The organism is Leucobacter denitrificans (assembly GCF_014396385.1).
GTDB classification, from domain to species: Bacteria; Actinomycetota; Actinomycetes; order Actinomycetales; family Microbacteriaceae; genus Leucobacter; species Leucobacter denitrificans.
Genome location: NZ_CP060716.1, coordinates 1,404,268 through 1,426,560, shown reverse-complemented (window position 1 = coordinate 1,426,560; position 22,293 = coordinate 1,404,268). Strand labels below are relative to the sequence as shown.

Below are 22,293 nucleotides of genomic sequence, written 5' to 3'. Positions count from 1 at the left end.
ATGGGCGGCGGTGGTGGCGGGCGCGGAACGCGGGTTTCCGGCGGAGACTACAAGGCGCAGCGCAAACTCAACGAGTCGGCACCCAAGGTTGAGAACCTCGGGTCGCGCATAGCCGAACTCTTCCGGCCATACCGTGTACCGCTCGCAGTCATCATCGTTTTGGTGCTCATCTCGGCGGCGCTCGGCATCGTTCCACCGCTCATCACTCAGCGAGTGTTTGATGACGGGTTGTTTCCCGTAGAGGGCGGTGGCCCGAACCTTCCGGTGCTCGGGTGGCTCGTCGCCCTCATGATTGCAGTCTTCGTTGTCTCCTCGGTGCTTGGGGTCGTGCAAACCTACTTCACCACGCGGGTGGGTAATCGGGTCATGGGTGACCTGCGAGTGCGCCTATTCTCACACCTGCAGTCAATGGAGCTCGGCTTCTTCACCCGCACAAAGACGGGCGTTATTCAGTCCAGGCTTCAGAATGACGTTGGCGGCGTAGCGAATGTGCTCACCAACACCGTCTCGAACGTGATCGGTAACACGGTCACGGTGATCGCTGCGGCAGTGGCCATGATTCTGCTGAGTTGGAAGCTCACGATCATCGCCGTGATCCTCATGCCGGTGCTCGTGATTGCGCAGCGCCGGGTGGGCCAGATCCGTGCCCGAATTGCCGGTAAGACGCAGGAGTCGCTCTCGGAGATGACGGCGATCACCCAGGAAGCGCTCTCGGTGTCGGGCGTCTTGCTGGCCAAGACCTACTCACGGCAGACGGCAGAGACCGAACGATACGCGACCGAAAACCAGCGGCAGATCTCGCTGCAGGTGCGGCAGGCGATGAGCGGCCAGGTGTTCTTCGCGCTCGTTCACGTGTTTCTTTCGGCGGTTCCCGCGATCGTGTACCTCGTTTCTGGGTGGCTCATCGTGCGCGCGACTGATCAGGGGCTCGAGTCCGCGATCACCGCTGGAACGATCGTTGCCTTTACGACGATCCAGTCGCGCCTGCTCTTCCCACTCATGGCGCTCATGCGGGTTGCGCTCGACCTGCAGACATCGAGCGCTCTGTTCGCGCGCATTTTCGAGTACCTCGACCTCAAGCCCTCGATTGTAGATCGCGCTGACGCGCTCGAGCCCTCAGACGCTCCGGGCGATGCCGGCCGAATTGCGTTTGAAGACGTCGTCTTCTGGTACCCGGACTCGGACAAGAATGATCCACCAATCATCGACCATGTGTCGTTTGAGGTGCAGCCCGGCGAGTTCGTGGCATTTGTTGGGGCTTCGGGGTCAGGTAAGACAACGATCGGGTCGCTCATACCGAGGCTGTACGACGTCGGCGCTGGAGTGGTGCGGTACGGCGGCGTCGACGTGCGCGACTTGAAGCAGGAAGCGCTAATGGAGCGGATCGGTGTCGTGTCGCAGGAGCCATACCTGTTTCACGCCTCGATTGAAGACAACCTGCGGTACGCGAGGCCCGACGCGACCAGGGGCGAGATCGAGGCGGCGGCGCGCCTTGCAAACATTCACGAAACGATCGAATCGTTCGCTGACGGGTACGACACGATCGTGGGCGAGCGGGGCTACCGGCTCTCCGGCGGCGAGAAGCAGCGCATTGCGATCGCGCGCGTGCTGCTCAAGAACCCGCGCGTGCTCGTGCTTGACGAGGCGACGAGCGCACTCGACACGGTCAACGAGCGCATTGTGCAGCACGCACTCGATGACGCACGCGAGGGGCGCACCACGATCGCGATCGCGCACCGCCTCTCAACGATCGAGCAGGCCGACCGCATTTACGTGGTGCGAGCCGGCCGCATCGTCGAGCAGGGCTCGCATGCCGAGCTGCTTGCGGCAGGCGGCGCATATGCCGAACTGTACGCGCAGCAGACCTGATCCACCCCGGCGCGAAGCGCGCAGTGCGAGTGCTCTCGATGCGGCGCGTGCAAGAACGGCCCAATAATGGGAGTAAAATCGGCCCGTGAGCTTACGAATGCGACCGATCACCCAGTCGAACAGGCTCGTTGGCGTGCGCTACGACGTGCGCGGCCCCATTCTTGAGGAGGCGCAGCGGCTCGAACGCGAGGGCCACGAGATTCTCAAGCTGAACATCGGCAACCCCGCGCCGTTTGGGTTTGAGGCACCTCCCGAGCTCGCCGAAGCGATGAGTGACGCGCTCGCAACCGCGCAGGGATACAGCGACTCGCGTGGCGTGCTGCGCTCGCGTGAGGCTGTCGCGAAGCACTACACAGAGATCGGCGTCACGGGAATTGGCCCCGATGACGTGTACCTCGGCAACGGGGTGAGCGAGCTCATCTCACTGGTGCTGCAGGCGCTGATTAGCCCGGGTGACGAGATTCTCGTGCCCGCACCCGACTACCCGCTGTGGACGGCGCAGGTGACGCTGCAGGGGGCCGCGGCGGTGCACTACCCGTGCGACGAGGCGAACGGGTGGATGCCTGATCTCGACGTTATCGAGACGCTCATCACTCCGCACACCAAGGGCATTGTGCTCATCAATCCGAATAACCCGACCGGGGCCGTATATTCGCCCGAACTGGTTCGCGGATTCGCCGCGCTTGCCGAGCGGCATGGGCTCGTGCTCATGGCCGACGAGATCTACGACCGAATTCTTTACGGCGGCGCGACGCACGAGCACGCCGCCCTCCACGTCACAGATACGCTGTGCCTCACATTTGGGGGCCTATCTAAGTCACACCGCGTCGCCGGGTACCGCTCGGGATGGCTCGTGACCTCTGGTGATCGAGCGCGCGCAAGCGACTTTCTCGAGGGGCTCACCTTACTCGCGAACATGCGCATGTGCGCCAATGTGCCTGCGCAGCACGCGATACCCGTAGCCCTCGAGGTTGAGTCGTCGATTGACTCGCTGTGTGCGCCGGGTGGCAGGCTCTTTGAGCAGCGGATCGCGGCCCACTCACTGCTCACCGATATTCCCGGTGTGACGTGCGAGCTGCCAGGGGGCGCAATGTACCTGTTCCCACGGCTCGACCCTGAGATGTATCCCATCGCCGACGACCAGCAATTCGTGATTGAACTCTTGCGGGCGACCCGAGTGCTGGTCACCAACGGGCGCGGATTCAACCTCCCGACCCCTGATCACCTGCGTTTCGTTACGCTGCCCGAGGTGCCGGTGCTGAGCGAAGCGATCGAGAGAATCGCCGGGTACCTCGACGAGATTCGGGTGGCGTAACCGTGTCTGTGCGGGTGCTCGCAATCGGCAAGAAGCACGAGGCCTGGGTGACCAACGGCATTGACCGGTATGAGCGCCGACTGCGCAAGCCATTCGATGTGTCGTGGCAGCTGCTGCCGCACTCGGCGCGAGAGGGCGATGCCGCGCGCACCGAAGAGTCAGATCGTCTGCTCGATCGTGTGGATCGCGACGCCTTTCTTGTGCTGCTCGATGAGCGCGGGGTGAATCTTGATTCGCCCGGGCTTTCTGGTCGGCTTCAGGGAGCGTTCGATATCGGGCGTCAGGTCGTGCTCATCATCGGGGGCGCCTATGGCGTCGACGATCGTGTGCGGGCGCGCGCAGACCTTGTGTGGAGTCTTTCGAAGCTGGTGTTTCCGCACCAGTTGGTGCGTCTCATTGTGGCTGAACAACTGTATCGGGCTCAGGAGATCGCGGCCGGTCGGCCGTATCACCACGTGTGACAATGCGGCGGTAAGGGGAGAGGCGGCTGCTCCAACTCTCAATGTCCGAGGTGTGGTTTAGCCTTCCGACATGTCACCATTTCGCCTGAGTGCGCGAGCACTCCCCGCCAGAGCCCAATCACCGGTACGTTCGCTCGACCCTGCACCGGTGGCGGTGCCTTGGCGTGTGGTGAGGCGGTCGCTCGGCATTATTGAGATCGAGCATCGCGGAGTCGAATCAGCGCATCAGGTGCGGTTTGCGCTTGCTGGTGCAGGCATGCTCGGCTTATCTCTGCCAAGCACACTGCACCCGGGTGAACGCATTCGCGTAGCGGTGCGAGGCTCATTGGCCGATGAAGCTGCCGAGGCACACGATGCGATGCTCGTGATGCGTTGGTTTCAGCCCGATGGAACGGAGCTGCTATGGCCGATCCCGCTCGAGTAGTTCGGCACATTGGTCTGGTGCTGGCGAATAATTTCCGAGTAGCGTGGAGCACATGGCGACATACGACTTCGACACGCTGCTTAAGATTCTGCCCGAACTCGCGTATCGAATATGGGTCGACGAAGTCTCGGGCGCCGCCGAGCTTCAACAGGCGATTACCGCGGCTGGCCTCGATGAGAAGATCGAGTTTTTTGAGGGTGGCCCTCGCGTGTATCACCGGGTCACGGTTGAAGAACTTGAAGATGAGGAGGCGGCGGAGAAGAAGCTGCGCAGCGCCATCAGCCGCAAGGTCGGCAAGCCTGGCAATAGCAAGCAGTGGGACATCGGGTCTTTCATGCTCGGTGCGCGCCTGCACAGATCGGCCATGAACATCGACTTTTCGGCGCAGTATTCGCTCGCTGAGGTGCGCCGAGCCGCGGTCGACTGGTTCGATGGCATGGATGGCAAGGAATGGCTCGTGAAGCACTACTTCGTCGAGTCTGCGGATGCTGAGCCGAACGAGCGTGGATTTCTCACGAGACCGGAACGGGTGACGCAGAGCCCTTACTCGAAGCTCAGTGAAGATGGCAAGGTGAGCACCAAGTTCACGCTCGGTGCTGGTGCGAAGCCTCCAGGCGTCAAAGCGAAGTCAGAGAGCGAGGCTTATGAGAACCTGGTGCATTATCTTCGCGAGGTACTTGGTGACCCTGATCCCGCATCCTCGAGGTTTCCCCCTCCAGTGTGGACAAAGGGGGAGTCGCACGCTTGAGCTCCGGGTGAGCAAGGGGTATAGCTCACGCAGCTTCGACTTTAGGGAACGATAGAAATTAGCTCCGCACGTCTCGCACGAGGTCGGCGACGCTCGTGTCGAGCGCATCGGCTATGCGGGCCAGGGTGCCGAGGCTTGGATTCGCGGTTCCGCGCTCGATGCGTGCGAGGTGTGTGATGTTGGTGTCTGAACTCAATGCGAGGCGTTTGCGGCTCGTACCGGTTCGGTCGCGAAGCTCACGAATGCGGGCGCCGGTCATGAGAGCTGGAGTGCGTTCGATGTAATACGTCATACGGGCATGATCCACCACTATTGGCGTCGAATCCAGGTCAGATTTTGGGGCTGTGGAGAACCTGAATTCAGGCATAAATCGGGCACTTTTGGTGTTGAACTCTATGTAGGGAAGAGGGGTTTTGCGACACGCCGGGGCCGCCTGTGTAACGAAAAAACTTTTTGTTTCCTCAACCTGTGGATAACTTGCGGTTTAGGGCGGATCTGAGCCAAAAGTTGTCCCCAAGCGGGCGTGTTTGGCGGTGGAAAGCTGGTGGAAAACTACAACGTTGTAACTACACCATGTTGTGGTCGGCCTCGATGTGGTTCACTAGATGTTGTGCCTCGGTCGAGGCGAAGACTTATGAGAGAAGGGTACAAATCATGGCAGTAACGGTCTACACCAAACCGTCTTGCGTTCAGTGCACCGCAACTTACCGAGCTCTCGATAGCCAAGGCATCGAGTACGAAGTTCACGACCTCTCGGAAGACGAGCTGGCGCTGCAGACGGTGAAAGAACTTGGCTATCTACAGGCACCAGTGGTGGTGACTGACGATGAGCACTGGTCAGGCTTCCGCCCAGACAAGATTGCAGGACTCGCGGGCCGCCTGGCCTAACTCGGAGGGAGGTTCGGTCGCCGTGGCCGATCTGGTGTATTTCTCCAGCGTTTCGGGGAACACGCACCGCTTTGTCGAGAAGCTCGGCATTCCGGCGAAACGAATCCCGCTCTACGCACACGACGAGCCGCTTAAGGTCTCGGAGCCATATGTGCTGTTGATACCGACCTACGGGGGCGGTCCCGACACACGAGCAGTCCCCAAGCAAGTGATCAAGTTTCTCAATGACGAGCAGAACCGGTCATTCTTGCGGGGCGTCATGGCAGCAGGCAATACGAACTTTGGTGAGGCATACGGCCTTGCGGGCACCATAATCGCCCGCAAGTGCCAAGTGCCGTTTCTCTATAGGTTCGAACTCTTTGGTACACCGGACGACGTTATCGCCGTCCAAGAAGGATTGGAAAAGTTTTGGAAACAGCAGTGATGGAACCAGGACTCGAGTCGTCGAAGATCAGCGAGATGGACTACCACTCGCTGAACGCGATGCTCAACCTGTACGACGCAGACGGCAAGATCCAGTTCGACAAGGATCGCGAGGCTGCTCGCCAGTACTTCCTGCAGCACGTCAACCAGAACATGGTGTTCTTCCATAACTTTGAAGAGCGCATGCGCTACCTCATCGACAACGAGTACTACGAGAAAGCGCTCGTTGACCAGTACTCGATGCAGTTCATCGAAAAGCTTCGTGATGAGGCGTTCGCTCTGAAGTTCCGGTTCCCTGCGTTCCTCGGTGCGTTCAAGTTCTTCACCTCGTACGCACTCAAGACGTTTGACGGCAAGCGGTACCTCGAGCGTTTCGAAGACCGCGTCGTGATGGTCGCGCTGGGCCTCGCTCAGGGCGACGAAGAGCTCGCTCGCGGCTACATGCGCGAGATGATCTCGGGTCGTTTCCAGCCCGCAACCCCGACATTCTTGAACCTCGGTAAGGCGCAACGCGGCGAGCTTGTCTCCTGCTTCCTGTTGCGCATCGAAGACAACATGGAGTCGATCTCGCGCGGCATCAACTCATCGCTGCAGCTCTCAAAGCGCGGCGGTGGAGTCGCGCTCTCGCTCTCGAACATTCGCGAGCAGGGTGCGCCGATCAAGAAGATTGAGAACCAGTCGTCGGGCATCATTCCCGTGATGAAGCTGCTCGAAGACAGCTTCAGCTACGCAAACCAGCTTGGTGCTCGCCAGGGCGCCGGCGCGGTGTACCTCAACGCACACCACCCCGACATCATGCGGTTCCTCGACACGAAGCGTGAGAACGCAGACGAGAAGATCCGCATCAAAACCCTGTCGCTCGGTGTCGTCGTGCCCGACATCACGTTCGAACTCGCGAAGAAGAACGAAGACATGTACCTCTTCTCGCCATACGACGTAGAGCGTGTGTACGGGGTGCCATTCGGCGACATTTCGGTGACCGAGAAGTACTACGAGATGGTCGATGATTCGCGCATCTCGAAGTCGAAGATCAGTGCGCGCCAGTTCTTCCAGACCGTTGCCGAACTGCAGTTCGAGTCGGGCTACCCATACATTGTGTTCGAAGACACCGTGAACAAGGCGAACCCAATCAAGGGCCGCATCAATATGTCGAACCTCTGCTCTGAGATCCTTCAGGTGAACACCCCAACCACCTACAACGAAGACCTCAGCTACAAGGAAATCGGCAAGGACATCTCGTGCAACCTTGGTTCGATGAACATCGCCATGATGATGGATGGCGAAAACTTCAGTGAAGCAGTAGAACTTGCGATCCGCTCACTTACTGCGGTGAGCGACATGAGCCACATCTCTTCGGTGCGCTCGATTGAAGACGGCAACGATCGCTCGCACGCGATTGGCCTCGGCCAGATGAACCTGCACGGGTACCTCGCTCGCGAGCACGTGCACTACGGTTCGGAAGAGGGCATCGACTTCACGAACATCTACTTCTACACAATTCTGTTCCACGCGCTGAAGGCATCGAACAAGATCGCGATTGAGCGTAAGACCACCTTCGAGGGCTTCGCTGATTCGAAGTACGCCTCGGGTGAGTTCTTCGACAAATACACTGACCAGGTGTGGGAGCCAGCGACCGAGCGTGTACGCGAGTTGTTTGCGAAGTCGAACGTCGAGATTCCGACGCAGGCCGACTGGCGTGAGCTCAAGGCGAGTGTCATGGAGCACGGTATTTACAACCAGAATCTTCAGGCAGTTCCGCCGACAGGCTCAATCTCGTACATCAACAACTCGACATCGTCGATTCACCCGATCGCTTCGAAGGTTGAGATTCGCAAGGAAGGCAAGCTGGGTCGCGTTTACTACCCGGCGCCGTTCATGACGAACGACAACCTCGAGTATTACGAAGATGCCTACGAGATCGGCCCAGAGAAGATCATCGACACCTACGCTGCTGCCACACAGCACGTGGATCAGGGTCTCTCGCTCACGCTGTTCTTCAAGGACACCGCGACAACCCGTGACATCAACAAGGCGCAGATTTACGCATGGCGCAAGGGCATCAAGACGATTTACTACATCCGTTTGCGTCAGGTTGCACTCGAGGGCACTGAGCTTGATCAGTGCGTCAGCTGCATGTTGTAATGCGCTGATCAGGGAAATTTCGGAGAAGAAAGAGTTCAATGAACTACAAGTTGGGGCACGCGGTTCGGGCGATTAACTGGAACCGTATCGAGGACGACAAGGATCTCGAAGTCTGGAACCGTCTGGTGAACAACTTCTGGCTGCCAGAGAAGGTGCCGCTCTCAAACGACGTGCAGTCGTGGGAGACGCTGAACGAGGCCGAGAAGCTACTCACCATGCGGGTGTTCACCGGCCTCACCCTGCTTGACACAATTCAGGGCACTGTCGGTGCAGTTTCACTCATCCCAGATGCGGTGACCCCGCATGAAGAGGCTGTGTACACGAACATTGCGTTCATGGAGTCAGTGCACGCGAAGAGCTATTCATCGATCTTCTCGACGCTGTGTTCGACGCAGGAGATCGATGAGGCGTTCCGCTGGTCGACCGAGAATGAGAACTTGCAGAAGAAGGCGCAGATCATTGTCGACTACTACGAGGGCGACGATCCGCTCAAGCGCAAGGTCGCTTCAACCCTTCTCGAGTCGTTCCTCTTCTACTCGGGCTTTTATCTGCCGATCTATTGGTCGTCGAAGGCGAAGCTCACCAACACAGCAGACCTGATCCGCCTCATTATCCGCGACGAGGCAGTGCACGGCTACTACATCGGCTACAAGTACCAAGTAGCGCTCGAGAACGAGACCGAAGAGCGCCGCCAGGAGCTCAAGGACTACACGTTCGCACTGCTCTACGATCTCTACGAGAACGAGGTGAAGTACACGCAGGATCTGTATGATCCGGTGGGCCTCACCGAAGACGTGAAGAAGTTCTTGCACTACAACGCGAACAAGGCGCTCATGAACTTGGGTTACGAGCCGATGTTCCCGAAGGAGATGACCGACGTGAACCCGGCCATCCTCTCGGCGCTGTCGCCGAACGCAGACGAGAACCACGACTTCTTCTCGGGCTCCGGTTCTTCTTACGTTATCGGCAAGGCAGAGGCCACCGAAGACGAGGATTGGGACTTCTAAGAGTTTCTTGAAGCGCCCCGGCTGAAAAGCCTGGTCAAAGGCCCGGATCCGCGAAATCTCGCGGGTTCGGGCCTTTTTCGTGCTCTCTGTTCGATGACAGAGGAGGACAGAAATGACCAGGAATGCCCATTCGGAGTGGCACGCGGATGGCACGCGTGCACCTTCCCCGCGGAAGCGAGGGAGCGTACCCACCGAAATTTGGGCTCGGCAAGGTGCCGGGTGCGTGCCACTTCGTGCCATAGGAAGCGCTGCTAACCCCGTGAGATCCGCGGAATCCTGCGGATACTCGCCGGTGTACGGAGTGAGTGGCACGGAGTGGCACGAGCGTCCATTCGCGTCCATCCGAGTACACGGGAGGGCATCATGAGTGCGACGAAGAGGGAATCGTGGGGGAGCCTACGGAAGTTGCCCTCCGGGCGTTGGCAGGCTCGGTACCCGGGCCCAGATGGCGAGACCTACACGGCGAGAACCGAAGACGATAAGTCGCTCACGTTTCTCACCAAGACGGACGCCCGCCGATGGCTTGCGGCGGTGCATACGAAGATTTCGCTCGGGCAGTGGGAGCCTCCTGCGGTCGTGGCGGCACGACACCGCGCTGATACGGAGCAGGAGAAAGCACGTTCCATGGGCTTCGAGGAGTACTCGAAGCGCTGGTTGCAGATGATCAGGACCGAACCGAACCGCAGCGGCAAGATGCGCGCCGTTGGAACGGTTCGCTCCTACGCGGGCAAAGTGACGGGGTATCTCGTCCCGGAGTTTGGCGATACTCCTTTGAAAGAGATTGACGCCGATCGTATTCGTGAGATGACAGATCGACTCGACCAGATACCGGCACCGCTGAATCCGAAGTCGAAGTTCAACGGCATCACAAGACCGGTGCTGATCGTGCTCATGATGATCCTGCGCCAAGCCGCTCGCGAGGGCATCATTCCTGCCGCACCGAACGTTTCGATCCCACGCCAGGAGTCCGTTCGATACGACGCCGACCACGACGAAAGCGAAGACGTCATCACGCCGATACAGGTCGAAGCGCTGTATGAGGCAGTGCCGAACCAGTGGGCGATCATGGTGCAGCTTGCTGCGTGGTGCCAGCTCCGACGGGGCGAGTGCCTGGGCGTACAGCGCCGAGATATCGAATGGCATGACGATGGCAGCGCAACACTGCACGTGCGCCGCCAGCTCAACGCCAACACCGGCGACTACACCGAGCTGAAAAGTGAGGCGGGCAAGCGTTCGTTGAGCGTTCCGAAACTCATGATTCGTCGTTTGAAGGAACACCTCAACGAGTACGTCGCTGCGGAGGCCAAAGCTCCCGTGATCCCATCGAGCCCGCGGGGCAGCGTGCCGCTTTCGAACACTCGCTGGGGGTACATCTGGGCTGACGCACGTGAGCGCGTTCCAAACCTGCCGCATCGCTTCCGGTTCCATGACCTCCGGCACACGGGCTTGACGCTCTTCGCGCAGGAGGGAGCAACTCTCGCGGAGCTGATGCGACGCGGCGGCCACGCTGACATCCATATCGTGCTCCGATACCAGCACGCCACGATGAGTCGAGATCGGGAGTTGGCGGATCGCATGAGTGTTCGTGTCACCGGGACGATCTCCGGGGCACCAAGCGAGGGCGAGACGTCGTAACCGGACAGCGCTGGACACCTGTGAAGCAAAGGTAGTCAGCTCACAGGAGGGCCTCACGATGATCGCTCGGCAGTCGCAGGAACTCCAGAACTCTGTGCTGGTTTCACTGACAGTGGCAGCAGAGAGCCTGGGTGTCTCGGTCAAGACCCTTCGACGCCGGATCTCTGATGGAACCGTGCACGGGTACCGTGTCGGTCGGCTCATCCGCGTCGATCTGGATGAAGTGCGAAAGGCTTTGGTCGTGGAGATTCCCACAGTGAAGTAGCCGCTACAACGCACGGCTCGTTGGAGATTGTGATCGATACGCTCCTGGACGGACCGAGTTCCGACTGGGAGCGTCTTCGGTGTCCAGGGCGCGCACCACGTCCGACGCGCGGACAATGACTTCAGCACCGCCGTCTTGCAACAGATGATTCGTGCCGGAGCTGGCAGCGCTCGTGATGGGGCCGGGCAGTGCACCAACGATTCGGTCGAGTGCGTTGGCCTCATGAGCAGTATGAAGCGCACCGGACCGAAACCCTGCCTCAACAACGACCGTGGCTCCGGATAGTGCTGCGAGGATACGAGAACGATCCAGAAATCGCTGCCGGGTTGGTGCGACGCTGGGCGGCGCCTCAGAAAGCACCAGACCAGCGCGTGCGACCGAGGCCACCAGTTCGCTGTGCCCCGCGGGGTAGGGGCGGTCGATCCCGGAAGCGAGCACTGCGATGGTGTTGCCCCCTTCGGCGAGCGCCGCACGGTGTACGGATCCTTCTATTCCGTAAGCCGCGCCAGCGACCAGCGTCTTACCGGTTCGGGCCAGCTCACCGGCGAGGTCCTCGGTGATGTGCGTGCCATACGCTGTGGCTGCTCTTGCACCAGTGACGGTGACGAGTCGTGAGAGTGTGTTGCCGAGCAGATCCGTACGTCCGCGCGCCCACAGCGCATACGGGGCACGATCACCGAGGTCGGCTATCCCGGTCGGCCAATCTGGATCGCTCGGGATCAGTACCCGGTAGTCCTCGCTGCTGAGCGTCTGTGCGGCAAGATGATCCACACCCGCTCGGGGACGCATACGATCTCGCCAGACAGCCGATTCGACCGCATCCATTCCTGGGACAGCGATGTCGCGCTCGATGAGAGCGACTGCCTCAACCGCGCCGACTTGGGAGAGAAGTGCACCGGTCGAGATGTCGCCCGGTGAACCGATCACGGCCAACAGCTGGCGAGCTGTTCTTTCGTCCTTGGCGAGGGCTGTGAGCGTTGGCATAGAAAGCCTCCTTGGCTGTGTATCGCTCAGGAGGTACGCGCGAGCTGCCCTTTCGCCAATCGGAATGTCGGCGTACCCTGGAGGCTGAAGCAGGTTCTCAATTCTGCGGGCCCTCCGGGGCGGCCCTTCTGGGCGTTCGATCACACGCTGCTTCCTCGGCGGAGAACGACGTGTGACGAGAGGCCCATCATGATTCGTCCAATCTTGGCGATTACGAACTTTATCTATTCGCTCCTGCAGCGCTACGCACCGAGCAACATCGTGCTCCGGTGAGTCCGGAGTCGGCGTGGCTTGAAGTGGGGAGTGCCTGCCATGCTCCTCGCCCTGCCATACCTCGGCCTCGCGCTTTGGTGCTCATCTTCGGCCGCTGGTGGCGGACCAGCATGGCTGAATTTCCTTGTCCTTCTCAGCCTGTGGAATGCGATGAAATTCATCATGTTTGGACCCATTAGCCTGATCATCTTGTGTCGCGTGCGTGCAAAGCAACCCGATGAACGGCGTGACGGTGAGAAGGTGTCTGAGCTGGCCCTGAGTTGATTCCTACAGATCGCGAGAGCGGCGCCGATAGTGCGACCGAGTCAGACCGATCAAGCCTCCGAAGCCACAGTCGGCACCCGATTCGTTGGTGCGGTGTGAGTGTGGGGTAGAATTGACGGTATGCATTTGTACTTCTTGTGATGGCTGAGCAGGCCTACCGCGCTCGTTGAGTAACTCCGAGCTTGCGGCGGCCGCTTGTTCTGACCCCATGGAGGGTCGCCGTCATTTGCGTACCCGTTGGCTGTTCGGCTTGCCGTGGTGCGTTGTTCTGAAGGATTTGAATGCTTACCCCTACCAACCGTCATCCGGCGCGCCATCGCGCGCAGCTCACCGCCTCCGACCTCTCCGTCATGCGAGGCGTAACACCGGTGCTCAACCATGTCGATCTCGTCGTCACTCCCTCGTCTCGTGTGGCGATCGTTGGCGAGAACGGGCGTGGAAAGACCACGCTTCTCCATGCGCTCGCTGGCACGCTGCCTCCTGACAGCGGCACGATCCAGCGCATCGGCGCACTTGGGCTCGCTGAACAAGAAATGAACTCCACCGACAACCGCACCGTTGGGCAGGCCGTCGCCGAGGCCATCGCTGAACCGCTCGCAGCGCTGGCCGCACTCGACGCCGCCGCTGCCGCTCTCGCAGATGGGAGCAGCGAGGCCGCAGAGCAGTACGCCGCAGCATTGGAAGGTGCTGACGCACTCAACGCGTGGGATGCCGAGCGCCGCGTACAGATCGCGCTCGAAGCACTCGACGCAGAAACCGACATGACACGATTGCTCGCCGATCTCTCGGTAGGGCAACGGTATCGAGTGCGCTTGGCCTGCCTGCTGGGGGCAGAGGATGATTTCCTGCTGCTGGACGAGCCCACGAATCACCTCGACCGCAGCGGGCTTGAATTCCTGACCGCGCAACTCCGCGCGCGCAAGGGTGGTGTCGTCATCGTTAGCCACGATCGCGCGCTGCTCTCTGACATTGCGGAGACGGTTGTTGACCTCGATCCGACGCCCGATGATCGCCCCCGTATCTACGGCAACGGGTATGCGGGGTACCGAGAAGGGCGCCTGGCTGACCGGGAACGGTGGGAGCAGGAGTACGAGCGCCAGCAGCAGGAGCAAGCGCGACTGCAGGACAGTCTCAGCGCTGCGCAGAATCGGCTCGTGTCCGGGTGGCGACCGGAGAAGGGCTCGCCCAAACACGGCCGCGCCACACGTGCGGGCGGGCTGGTGCAGAGCGTGCACCGACGACAGGAGGCACTGAGAGCCCACGCGGTGACGGTGCCTGAACCACCGCAGCTGTTCCAGTTTCCAGACCTGCCCACACGAAAGGGCGCAGTGCTGCTGAACGTCGACAACGTGAGCCTTGCCGAGCGGTTAACGCAGCCGGTGTCGTTTGAACTCTCGCACCGCAGCAGGCTTGTAGTGACTGGCCCGAACGGGGCAGGGAAGTCGACGCTCTTAAGCATCGCGGCGGGCGAACTGTTGCCAAACACGGGAACAGTGCGAACATCCCGTGGCACGCGCTTGGGCTTTCTGCGCCAGGAGTCGGTGTTGCCGCCTGATCGGCGTGCGAACGAAGTGTATGCCCGGCACATCGACGAACTCGTCGCTCAAGGAAACCTGCAATCATCTGAGGCGGTCGGCCTGTCGGGGCTTGGTCTGCTGCGATCGCGCGAGGCGGGCAAACGGGTGGGTGAGCTGTCGATGGGTCAACAACGACGCCTCGATCTGGCGCTCATGCTCGCGACACGCCCGCACGTGCTGCTGTTGGACGAACCCACCAACCACCTCTCTATCGCGCTCGTCGACGAACTCACCGAGGCACTCGGGGCTACCCAAGCGGCCGTCGTACTGTCGACTCACGACCGGCAACTTCTACGAGATGTCGCTGAATGGCCTCATTGTCATCTCAGCACGATCGCCGAAAGATCCGCGCTGGTATGAGGTAACCAGCCAGCAGTCATCTCCCTCTGGGTGCACAATACCGTGGGGTTTTGGGAGTTGCCGCGCCTGGGAGGTGATTCGCAATCATGCATCGGTTCTTCGAGGCGCTGACGAACAGCGAAATCTACCCGATATGTTCCCTGACTTCCTCGAGCAAACTCCGAGGATCGTCAGCCCAGAAACGCACGATGTTACAAGAATGCCTCGGCCACGTCATCGACGAAGACAGACACGGTGGGAGCGACCGGCGCTGAGGCATCTGCTGTCATGAGGCTGAGCTGGTGGCCCTTGTCATCGCCGAGTGTCACGATCCAACCGTGATCCATCAACACAGAAAATCCCAGCGCATCCTGATGCTCGGCGACCGCACCTGATAGGTCCGTGACCACGAGGTTCGGCACGACACGTTCCACTCTCATGGGACTCATTCTCGCATTCGTGGGTCATTGTGATCGACTGATTGCTCAGCCAGCCTGACGTGACCCGGCCGAAAAGCTGAAGATGTGAACGCTGTCGATGTCGGTCCGGACGGACCGTCTGCCAGACTGGTACTACGACGACCTGCGGAGGATTATTGACGATACCTGAATATACCCACGCACTGGGAGAGGCGACCAGGCACGGTTGGGGTTTCCTTGCTGCGTACGGGGCAACTTGGCTGGTGTGCGCATTACTGTGGCGCCGGACGAGTCCGCGCACGGCTGCTTACGCAACCCTGTTCCAAGGCATGGCCGCGTTGCCAGTTGCATTGGGCCTGACCGCCTTGACCGCCGGTGCCGATCGTCCGGTGCTGGAAGGCATGGACACACTGTCCGTGCTGCTCAGTGCTGGCCAGTTGCTCGCTTTGCCACTCGTGATTCTTCTGGTCGCTACGCGCCGGTACACGCAGGTGCCGTTGGCAATGGCGATCGTGCTCGTGGTGCATTTCGCGCCTTACTCGTGGCTTTACGCCACGCCGCTGTATCTGATCTTGGGGGCTGCGGTGTCCATCGGTGTCACAGTAGCTATGGGAATTAAGGGTCGTGCCGACAGGTCAGAAGAACAGTCTTCGAGCATGCAAGCCGGGCGCGCCAGTCTGATCACCGGCGTCGTGCTGGTCGTCAGCGCCGTTATTGCCTGGTTTCTGTAGACCGTAACCCATCTGGGCAGTTGGCTTCCCGGCCACTCGTACGGGGCCCGCCCGACACATGTGCGTGGGCATTGCCGGGCGGGCCTGTGCTGTCAGTTGAGCACTGAACGCACGATGTCAGCGATCCGCCGCTCGGTATCCTCGTCTACGTTCTCGAAGTACCATGCAGTTGGCATCAGTTTGCCGTCCACGCCGCCCCCGGCGCGGAAGGGTGCCTTCTCGGTGATGGCAAGGTTCAGCCGCTCATCATTGCGTAGCGTCAGCAATGCGGGCGTGCTCGCGGAGATTGCGTAGGCGGGCATTCCATACCAGATGCGTGGCTTGAGAGTTGGAGCGGTGTTCATGATTACGTCGTGCACACGCTGCACGACGGAACGTCTCGGCTCGTCCATCTTCGCGATCTTGTCGATGACCTGAGCCAGGTTCTTTTCGTCTTTCGACATGTCTTGTCCTTTCGTCAGCCGATGCTTAGCATCGGCGGAATGAAGTCGGCGTGTAGGTGCGCCGCACCCCATCCGGACATGTCCTGTAGTGCTCAGGCCTCTCCGCGATGATTCACGTAATTGCCACGTGGAAGTGCTGTTGGTGGCGTGCCACCGTTATCAGGCTACCTCGATCCTCGCAAAGCTCGATAGAGGAAGTGCGATCGTAGGTTTCGTCAGTCGCGCTGCTTGTCGCTGATCGGCCCGTACTGCTGCGAACTTCAGCGCTCTGCTTGCTCGCGGGCGTAGCAGCATTGCTACAATTTGACTGTGCCGCGGTCTCGCAATTGCACGCGAAGCGCCCATATTTCATGAGTGGCACGCAGAGGGCACGGCCCCGCTGCAACCCCTGAGATTCCGCATGATAATGCGACCTATGACGAGAACTGGGATTTCTAGAAGTTTCTTGAAGCGCCCCGGCTGAAAAGCCTGGTCAGAGGCCCGGATCCGCGAAATCTCGCGGGCTCGGGCCTTTTTCATGCCCTCTGCTCGATAACAGAGGAAGACGGAAATGACCAGGAACACCCATTCGGTGTGGCATGCAGGGTCCGGTGGGTGCGGGCACCATGGGGAAAGAAGTTCTGGCTTGAAGGACCAATGCGGGCTCCTGCACGATATTGGCTGTTCTCTTAGAGTTCGTCGCCGGGATCGAGGTAGAACGTCGCCTCTGGGTCGTGGATCAGACGGAGTGTGGCCGACGCGTGAATACGTACCCTGGGGGCACCGGCAAGAAGTGCCTCTCGCGTGGCCTTCTCGCCAGAGTCACCAAGATCCACCATTGCACGTGCAAGACTGCGCTGCACGTCGACGTCACCTCTGCCGAACTCGTGCTTGAGCTCACCAGCTAGCGCATCGTGCTCTTGAAGTGGTGCGAGACCTGTCGCGGTTCTCCAAGCGGTGCGGGCGACTTCATCATCTGTATCGTGCAGATGCGCCATCGTGATTGCGGGCCAAGCCCGAACGTCACGCAGTTTGGACAGTGTGTGAAGCGCCTGCGAACGGGCCTGCGCGATGGGTGAGTCAAGCTCTGCGATGACGCGCTCGAGCACGAGATCATGCGAAAGTCGCGTCAACGCCCAAGTCAGCATCTCGCGCACAGAAAAATCGGGTTCGATCGCGCACCGCTCAACCAGGACCTCTAAAAAAGCGTCGTCGGGATAGGTTCCCGCCGTGAGAGCCGTCTGAAGTCGGGCCGAAGGATCCATCTGCGAGAGCCCGCTGGCAAGTTGCGTGACCAAGTTCGTCATACGCTTATTCTCTCAACTGGATGTGTGGGGTCACGCCGTACGTATGGTTCGCCGACGCACTGCGAGGAGGCCCACGGCGGTGAGTACAACAGTGCCGCAGATGAGCAGTGCGGTGCCAGCAGCATCGAACCCGGTTTCAAGAGGCTGCCCGCCGAGCGCCCAATGCCAGGGCGATCCTTTGCTCACGCTCTCCAACGATTCGATCAACGGAAACAACGCGTATACGAGGTATCCCAAGATGAGCACTCCGAACGACCCCGCGAGCACGGCTCCGGTTCGCAACCCGAGTCCTGCAAGAGCCAGTGCGAGAGCAGCATGGAACAGTGCAAGTAGGAAGACATTCACGGTCGCCGCGACAACGCCCATGGTGTCGAGCTCCATATCGAAGGCTGCACCACCAAAGCCGACTGTGAGTCCGACGAGGAGAGCAACCGCTGCAAGTACGAGTACAACCGAAACGAATCGGCTGAGATAGATGCTCACTCGACTCACAGGGAGCGCGACCAGCAGCTCGAGACGCCCGGCGTCCTCATCGCCAGCGGTAAGAGCATTCATGTGCATGATGCCGAGGGCCGCAAAGAGTAGCGGGAGGAGTAATGCATACAGGTTGCCGTTAAGGAAACCCGCCGGAGATGCCAGGGACTCAAGACCGAGCGCGGAGATGAGCGTGGGAGACATGTCAGCCACCAGCGTGTCAAGGGAGCCTGACTCGTTCATCGACGGCCAGATAGCCACGACAGAGACGGTAAGAACAAACAACGCAGCACCCCAAATGAGTGCGCCGCGTCGCTGTGCGCCGAGTCCACGACGCAGGAGTTCTGTGTTCATCATGCACCCCCTTCCGACTGGACGTGTGGTGGATCGCTGCGATAGTAAGACATGAACGCCTGCTCGAGGTCAGGCTCGGGTGCGGTGAGTGATTCGAGTTCATACTCGGCGAGCTTGTTGAGCAGCTCACGCGGTGGCCCGGCCCACTGAACACGCAATTCATCTGCTTGCGGGGAATCTACGGATTGCGCGCCGGAGAGCGACGCAAAGGTGGATGTATCGGGTGCGGCGCCTGTGAAAACAGCTCGGTACTCCTGGGCTGCACCACGACGGAGCTCGTTGGTCGTTCCGTCTGCTACCACGACGCCCGCACGGATGACAATGATGCGGTCTGCGATGCGTTCGACTTCGCTGAGTATGTGTGACGAGAGCAGCACGCTCGTGCCAGAAGCAGTCACTTCTTCGAGCGCCGACATGAATTCGTTCTGCACAAGCGGGTCTAAACCATTCGTGGGTTCATCAAGAATTAGAAGCTCGGGGCGTGCCATCAGCGCACCAACGAGCGCGAGCTTACGGCGATTTCCTGTCGAAAGGCCGCGCACGTGCCGATCCACTTGCACACCGAACCGGTCGATAAGGCTGTCTCGGAATGATATATCGACACCACCTCGAAGTCGCGCCCAACTATTAAGCGTCGCAGCAACGGTCAGCCTGTCGTCAAGACGCAATTCACCTGGTGAGTAACCGACTCTCGCGCGTGCATCTCGGTTGCGTAGCGGATCCTCACCGAAGAGACGAACTGTTCCAGAGCTCGGCGTGGAAAGGCCGAGCATCATCCGAATAGTGGTGCTCTTGCCCGCGCCGTTCGGCCCGAGGAAACCGAGCACAGTCCCCGGTTCGAGGTCAAGGTCAAGATCTCGAACGGCGGTGAAGCTGCCGAACCTCTTGGTCAGCTTCTCGCACTGAATGATCGGAGGCGTGGTCGCTCGTGAACGCATGTTTATAACATTAAGCGGATGTGCAGCTTCTCGCATCTGCTTGATGCCGGTACCGAGTCGACTCAGCCTTGACGGGTCTCGGCATCACAGCCCGGGTCAGCATGAACTAATCTTCGACCGACGGAACCCCCGGTCGCGCTCGGCGAGAACCTGCTCATCGGCACCGAGTTCCCGATCACTGCGACCTGGACTAACGCCGACGGCGACCACTCGCTCGATTTCACCATCGACGCGGTGATTCCCAGGTCACTCGGTGTGGATCTCCCAGTATTTTCTGCGGGTTCGGGCCTTTGCCGTGCGCCTCAGTCTGCGCGGTGCACGTGCGCAGCGAGCGTGGGAAGTGAGCGTCAGTCTGCGCAGTGAGCGTCAGGCGAAAATCTGGCGTCATACGAAGACTTTTTGCCTGAGAGTTAGCCTGGTGCTCCATCTTCGCCTGGTGCTGAAACGGGACGGAGGTCACCCTGGGTTACGATCTGAATAGGGAATGCGCAAATTGGGGGCTGTGGCTGTGTTGGAAGTAATTGACGCACTTTGGTTTGCGCTGCAGCCCTATTTCCCATGGATGATTGGCTTGCTTGTCATTGTGACGATTGCTAGATTTCCGCCGCTCGGTAGAGGATCGTGGAGCTCAAAACGAGACCCTTGGCGGGGCTACCGTTTTGCCGCTCGCAGAGAAGTGTTCGAGCGGGCCGGCGGCCGATGCGAGGCTGCATTTTTCGTCATCTGGGGTCGCTGTCGCGAAGATGCCGTCGAAGCTGATCATGTTTACCCTTGGTCGAAGGGTGGCGCCACGATAGTGAGCAACGCTCAAGCGCTGTGTCGAACACATAATCGATCAAAGGGAGCGATAACGCCGCCTTGGTGGTACGTGTTGGGTCTCGAACGACGACGTCGAACCTATGTGCAGACCGAGTCAACTCGATGCGTTCGTTGGGAGATGAGCGTAGAGGATCGCGCACTGCGTCACGACCGGGTCTAAGCAGTGCATAGTTCAGTGTGTCCGAACCACTTAGTCCTGAAGAAATGAGAGAGGCGTGATCTCGGCCAGAAACTCAAAGTCTCGATCGCGATGTAAGAGGTGTGCGCCGGAGCGAACCACGACAGCTGCGATAAGGCAGTCATTGAGGCTGCGAATCGGGTGACCGTTCTTGCGACTCAAGACATAAAGTTGGGCAGCAGCGCGGTAGTCCAGTGCTGGATTGAGCGGTAGGAGAGGGAGCCCGTTTACCAACTGGGAGATACGGGAGTCTCGCAACGGAGTATCTGCGCCAGCAAGTAACTCCATAACGATGGGTTCGGTGATGCGGAGGTCTTCGTTCGCATTAATAAGCGCTTCGAGTCGGGCAACTGTGGGCTGGTCGCCATTGCGCAGATACTCGATCCACACAGATGTGTCGACGAGGATCACCGAGCCTCCCAAGGGTTGTCGCTCATACGGATCTCATCAAGGTCGGCGCCCCACCCGATTCCTTTGATGCCCTTAAAGAATTCAGAGGTGAGCGGTACGCCGACGAGTCTGCGAAGCGCTAGGTCGACCGCGTCTTTTTTGGTGCGCACATCGTAACGCTGCATGACGGTTCGAATGAGGTCGTCGTCAATTTCAATGTTTGTGCGTGTCATACACCAATGATACACCAGCTTTTTCAACGCGCAGTGGGTTTCAGCCCTTCGTGAGCCTTTTGGTGGTGAGTAGGGCTGCGCCAGAGAGCAGCGCAAGGAATCCGTGTTGGTCAGCAGGAATCAAGTACGTCGCATCTCCGGATGTCTCCAGCGTTCCTGCCAAATTCATGCAACTATGGCCAGAACGGTATGCAGCAAAGGAGCTCGCAATGCGTCGACAACTTCCCGAAGATCCAATGGTTCGCAGGCTCTTGCAGCAGGCGCGGGCCGCCAAGATGAGCAGGCGAAACCTGCTAAAAGGTTTCGGCCTCGGCGGGGCCGCAATGACCACGGCGGGAATTGCAGGCTGCTCGTCTGATTCTGGGCCCGGAGACGGTTCCGGTGGTGAGGTACGGTGGGCAAACTGGACCTACTACCTCGACTTCGACGAAGACGCCGTCACCTACCCGACGCTTGACGCATTTCAGACTGAGACGAATATCCGGGTGCAGTATTACGAAGACATCGACGACAACAACACGTTCGTCGCGAAGATCAAGGATCAATTGCAGCTCGGGCAAGACACCGGCTACGACACGTTCTGCCTGACCGACTCGACGGTCTTGCGCTTGTTCGAGCGCGAGCAACTCGCCGAGTTCGACCGCAGTCTTATGCCGAATGTGAGCGAGCAGATGATCGATTTGGTGCAGCACGCGGCATTCGATATGGATCGGACCTGGTCGATTCCATACCAGGCCGGTATGACGGGGCTCGTGTACAACACCAAGCTGTATCCGAAGGGTGTGAAAACAGTCTCAGATCTCTGGGATCCAGCACTTAAGGGCAAAGTCAGCTTGCTGAGCGAACAGGGTGACACCATCAGTCTCATCATGCTCGAACAGGGAATCGACATCACCGGTGATTGGGGTGACGATGAGTTTAACGCCGCTCTTGAGGTGGTCGAAGAGCATCTCGCGAGCGGCCAGGTCTATACGGTGAAGGGCAACTCGTACACCCAGGACCTCGAGACTGAAGCCGTGTGGGCGGGCATGGCCTGGTCTGGCGACATCACGATGATCAACGATTCAGCTGGTGAGGAAGTCTGGAAGTTCGTGGTTCCTGAAGCCGGTGCGACGCAGTTCATCGACTCCTTCGTCATGCCAACGGCGGTGGATGCGTACGACCAGGTCCACAAGCTCATTGATTACTACTATGAGCCTGAGGTCGCGGCCGAGGTCGCCGCCTATGTTCAGTACGTCACTCCCGTTGCCGGCGCGCGGGAGGCGATGGAAGTTATCGATCCAGAACTCGCGGCGGATCCGCTCATCTTCCCAGACGACGAAATGGTCTCGCAGATTTTCGACCTGCGCCCATTGAGTTCCGAGGAGGATAACCGCTATTCGCAGGCCTACCAGCGAGTCCTTGGATACTAGGT

25 protein-coding genes are annotated in these 22,293 nt (G+C 59.7%); 15 read left to right on the top strand and 10 right to left on the bottom strand.

Features of this window, described 5'->3' with window-relative positions:
- From H9L06_RS06840 to H9L06_RS06820, 5 genes are all read left to right on the top strand, one after another.
- Complete coding sequence (locus H9L06_RS06840; protein ID WP_223165239.1) at positions 1 to 1,869, top strand: ABC transporter ATP-binding protein; 1,869 nt, start codon at positions 1 to 3, stop codon at positions 1,867 to 1,869.
- A gap of 97 nt (positions 1,870 to 1,966) precedes the next feature.
- The gene (locus H9L06_RS06835; RefSeq protein WP_187556403.1) at positions 1,967 to 3,184 is read left to right on the top strand and encodes a pyridoxal phosphate-dependent aminotransferase; all 1,218 of its coding nucleotides are present in this window, start codon (positions 1,967 to 1,969) and stop codon (positions 3,182 to 3,184) included.
- Positions 3,185 to 3,186: 2 nt separating this feature from the next.
- Positions 3,187 to 3,645: a 23S rRNA (pseudouridine(1915)-N(3))-methyltransferase RlmH gene (locus tag H9L06_RS06830; RefSeq protein WP_187554503.1), complete on the top strand. Its 459-nt coding sequence runs from the start codon at positions 3,187 to 3,189 to the stop codon at positions 3,643 to 3,645.
- A 70-nt stretch (positions 3,646 to 3,715) separates the two neighbouring features.
- Complete coding sequence (locus tag H9L06_RS06825; protein WP_187554502.1) at positions 3,716 to 4,069, top strand: hypothetical protein; 354 nt, start codon at positions 3,716 to 3,718, stop codon at positions 4,067 to 4,069.
- Positions 4,070 to 4,121: 52 nt separating this feature from the next.
- Entirely contained in the window at positions 4,122 to 4,817 is a 696-nt protein-coding gene (locus H9L06_RS06820) for a hypothetical protein (protein ID WP_187554501.1), read from the top strand.
- 58 nt (positions 4,818 to 4,875) lie between these two features.
- Here the strand turns inward: H9L06_RS06820 and H9L06_RS06815 are convergent, their stop codons facing one another.
- Positions 4,876 to 5,109: a helix-turn-helix domain-containing protein gene (locus H9L06_RS06815; protein ID WP_187554500.1), complete on the bottom strand. Its 234-nt coding sequence runs from the start codon at positions 5,107 to 5,109 to the stop codon at positions 4,876 to 4,878.
- A gap of 362 nt (positions 5,110 to 5,471) precedes the next feature.
- Here H9L06_RS06815 and nrdH point away from each other — a divergent pair, with 362 nt between their 5' ends.
- From nrdH to H9L06_RS06785, 6 genes are all read left to right on the top strand, one after another.
- Positions 5,472 to 5,705, top strand: a complete 234-nt coding sequence (nrdH, locus tag H9L06_RS06810) for a glutaredoxin-like protein NrdH (RefSeq protein ID WP_187554499.1) — start codon at positions 5,472 to 5,474, stop codon at positions 5,703 to 5,705.
- A gap of 22 nt (positions 5,706 to 5,727) precedes the next feature.
- Entirely contained in the window at positions 5,728 to 6,129 is a 402-nt protein-coding gene (nrdI, locus tag H9L06_RS06805; protein ID WP_223165179.1) for a class Ib ribonucleoside-diphosphate reductase assembly flavoprotein NrdI, read from the top strand.
- A complete protein-coding gene (nrdE, locus tag H9L06_RS06800; protein WP_187556402.1) occupies positions 6,129 to 8,270 on the top strand; it encodes a class 1b ribonucleoside-diphosphate reductase subunit alpha in 2,142 nt (713 codons plus the stop codon). The genes nrdI and nrdE overlap by 1 nt, the downstream gene beginning before the upstream one ends.
- Before the next feature lie 38 nt (positions 8,271 to 8,308).
- Positions 8,309 to 9,277 carry a class 1b ribonucleoside-diphosphate reductase subunit beta gene (gene nrdF, locus H9L06_RS06795; protein ID WP_187554497.1) on the top strand — a complete coding sequence of 323 codons (969 nt, stop codon included), beginning with the start codon at positions 8,309 to 8,311 and terminating at the stop codon, positions 9,275 to 9,277.
- A gap of 363 nt (positions 9,278 to 9,640) precedes the next feature.
- Positions 9,641 to 10,912: a tyrosine-type recombinase/integrase gene (locus H9L06_RS06790; protein ID WP_187554496.1), complete on the top strand. Its 1,272-nt coding sequence runs from the start codon at positions 9,641 to 9,643 to the stop codon at positions 10,910 to 10,912.
- Positions 10,913 to 10,970: 58 nt separating this feature from the next.
- A complete protein-coding gene (locus tag H9L06_RS06785; protein ID WP_187554495.1) occupies positions 10,971 to 11,177 on the top strand; it encodes a helix-turn-helix domain-containing protein in 207 nt (68 codons plus the stop codon).
- A gap of 3 nt (positions 11,178 to 11,180) precedes the next feature.
- Here the strand turns inward: H9L06_RS06785 and H9L06_RS06780 are convergent, their stop codons facing one another.
- On the bottom strand, positions 11,181 to 12,161 hold the full coding sequence (locus H9L06_RS06780; protein WP_187554494.1) for a DNA-processing protein DprA: 981 nt from the start codon (positions 12,159 to 12,161) through the stop codon (positions 11,181 to 11,183).
- Positions 12,162 to 12,979: 818 nt separating this feature from the next.
- On the opposite strand from H9L06_RS06780, the gene H9L06_RS06775 reads away from it, so the two are divergent.
- On the top strand, positions 12,980 to 14,635 hold the full coding sequence (locus H9L06_RS06775) for an ABC-F family ATP-binding cassette domain-containing protein (protein WP_187554493.1): 1,656 nt from the start codon (positions 12,980 to 12,982) through the stop codon (positions 14,633 to 14,635).
- Between the two features lie 191 nt (positions 14,636 to 14,826).
- On the opposite strand, the gene H9L06_RS06770 is transcribed toward H9L06_RS06775, so the two are convergent.
- Positions 14,827 to 15,054, bottom strand: coding sequence for a VOC family protein (locus H9L06_RS06770; RefSeq protein ID WP_223165178.1), 228 nt, complete (start codon positions 15,052 to 15,054; stop codon positions 14,827 to 14,829).
- 242 nt (positions 15,055 to 15,296) lie between these two features.
- On the opposite strand from H9L06_RS06770, the gene H9L06_RS06765 reads away from it, so the two are divergent.
- Complete coding sequence (locus H9L06_RS06765; RefSeq protein WP_484497129.1) at positions 15,297 to 15,764, top strand: DUF7010 family protein; 468 nt, start codon at positions 15,297 to 15,299, stop codon at positions 15,762 to 15,764.
- Positions 15,765 to 15,856: 92 nt separating this feature from the next.
- Here H9L06_RS06765 and H9L06_RS06760 read toward each other — a convergent pair whose 3' ends face one another.
- The 5 genes from H9L06_RS06760 to H9L06_RS06740 form a co-directional block, all read right to left on the bottom strand.
- The gene (locus H9L06_RS06760) at positions 15,857 to 16,207 is read right to left on the bottom strand and encodes a DUF1801 domain-containing protein (protein WP_187554491.1); all 351 of its coding nucleotides are present in this window, start codon (positions 16,205 to 16,207) and stop codon (positions 15,857 to 15,859) included.
- A gap of 668 nt (positions 16,208 to 16,875) precedes the next feature.
- Positions 16,876 to 17,493 (bottom strand): HEAT repeat domain-containing protein, encoded by a 618-nt coding sequence (locus H9L06_RS06755; RefSeq protein WP_187554490.1) that lies wholly within the window; start codon positions 17,491 to 17,493, stop codon positions 16,876 to 16,878.
- A gap of 30 nt (positions 17,494 to 17,523) precedes the next feature.
- Complete coding sequence (locus H9L06_RS06750) at positions 17,524 to 18,324, bottom strand: ABC-2 transporter permease (RefSeq protein WP_187554489.1); 801 nt, start codon at positions 18,322 to 18,324, stop codon at positions 17,524 to 17,526.
- Entirely contained in the window at positions 18,321 to 19,259 is a 939-nt protein-coding gene (locus tag H9L06_RS06745; protein WP_187554488.1) for an ABC transporter ATP-binding protein, read from the bottom strand. The genes H9L06_RS06750 and H9L06_RS06745 overlap by 4 nt, the downstream gene beginning before the upstream one ends.
- Positions 19,260 to 19,479: 220 nt before the next feature.
- On the bottom strand, positions 19,480 to 19,647 hold the full coding sequence (locus tag H9L06_RS06740) for a hypothetical protein (protein WP_187554487.1): 168 nt from the start codon (positions 19,645 to 19,647) through the stop codon (positions 19,480 to 19,482).
- Between the two features lie 96 nt (positions 19,648 to 19,743).
- Between H9L06_RS06740 and H9L06_RS06735 the strand changes: the two genes are divergently transcribed.
- Positions 19,744 to 20,238 carry an HNH endonuclease gene (locus tag H9L06_RS06735; RefSeq protein WP_187554486.1) on the top strand — a complete coding sequence of 165 codons (495 nt, stop codon included), beginning with the start codon at positions 19,744 to 19,746 and terminating at the stop codon, positions 20,236 to 20,238.
- Between the two features lie 30 nt (positions 20,239 to 20,268).
- Here H9L06_RS06735 and vapC read toward each other — a convergent pair whose 3' ends face one another.
- Both vapC and H9L06_RS06725 read right to left on the bottom strand, forming a co-directional pair.
- Entirely contained in the window at positions 20,269 to 20,667 is a 399-nt protein-coding gene (gene vapC / locus H9L06_RS06730; RefSeq protein ID WP_187554485.1) for a type II toxin-antitoxin system VapC family toxin, read from the bottom strand.
- Positions 20,664 to 20,879, bottom strand: coding sequence for a type II toxin-antitoxin system VapB family antitoxin (locus H9L06_RS06725; RefSeq protein ID WP_187554484.1), 216 nt, complete (start codon positions 20,877 to 20,879; stop codon positions 20,664 to 20,666). Before H9L06_RS06725 ends, vapC begins: the two co-directional genes overlap by 4 nt.
- Positions 20,880 to 21,088: 209 nt before the next feature.
- On the opposite strand from H9L06_RS06725, the gene H9L06_RS06720 reads away from it, so the two are divergent.
- Entirely contained in the window at positions 21,089 to 22,291 is a 1,203-nt protein-coding gene (locus H9L06_RS06720; protein ID WP_187554483.1) for an ABC transporter substrate-binding protein, read from the top strand.
- Positions 22,292 to 22,293: the final 2 nt, after the last annotated feature.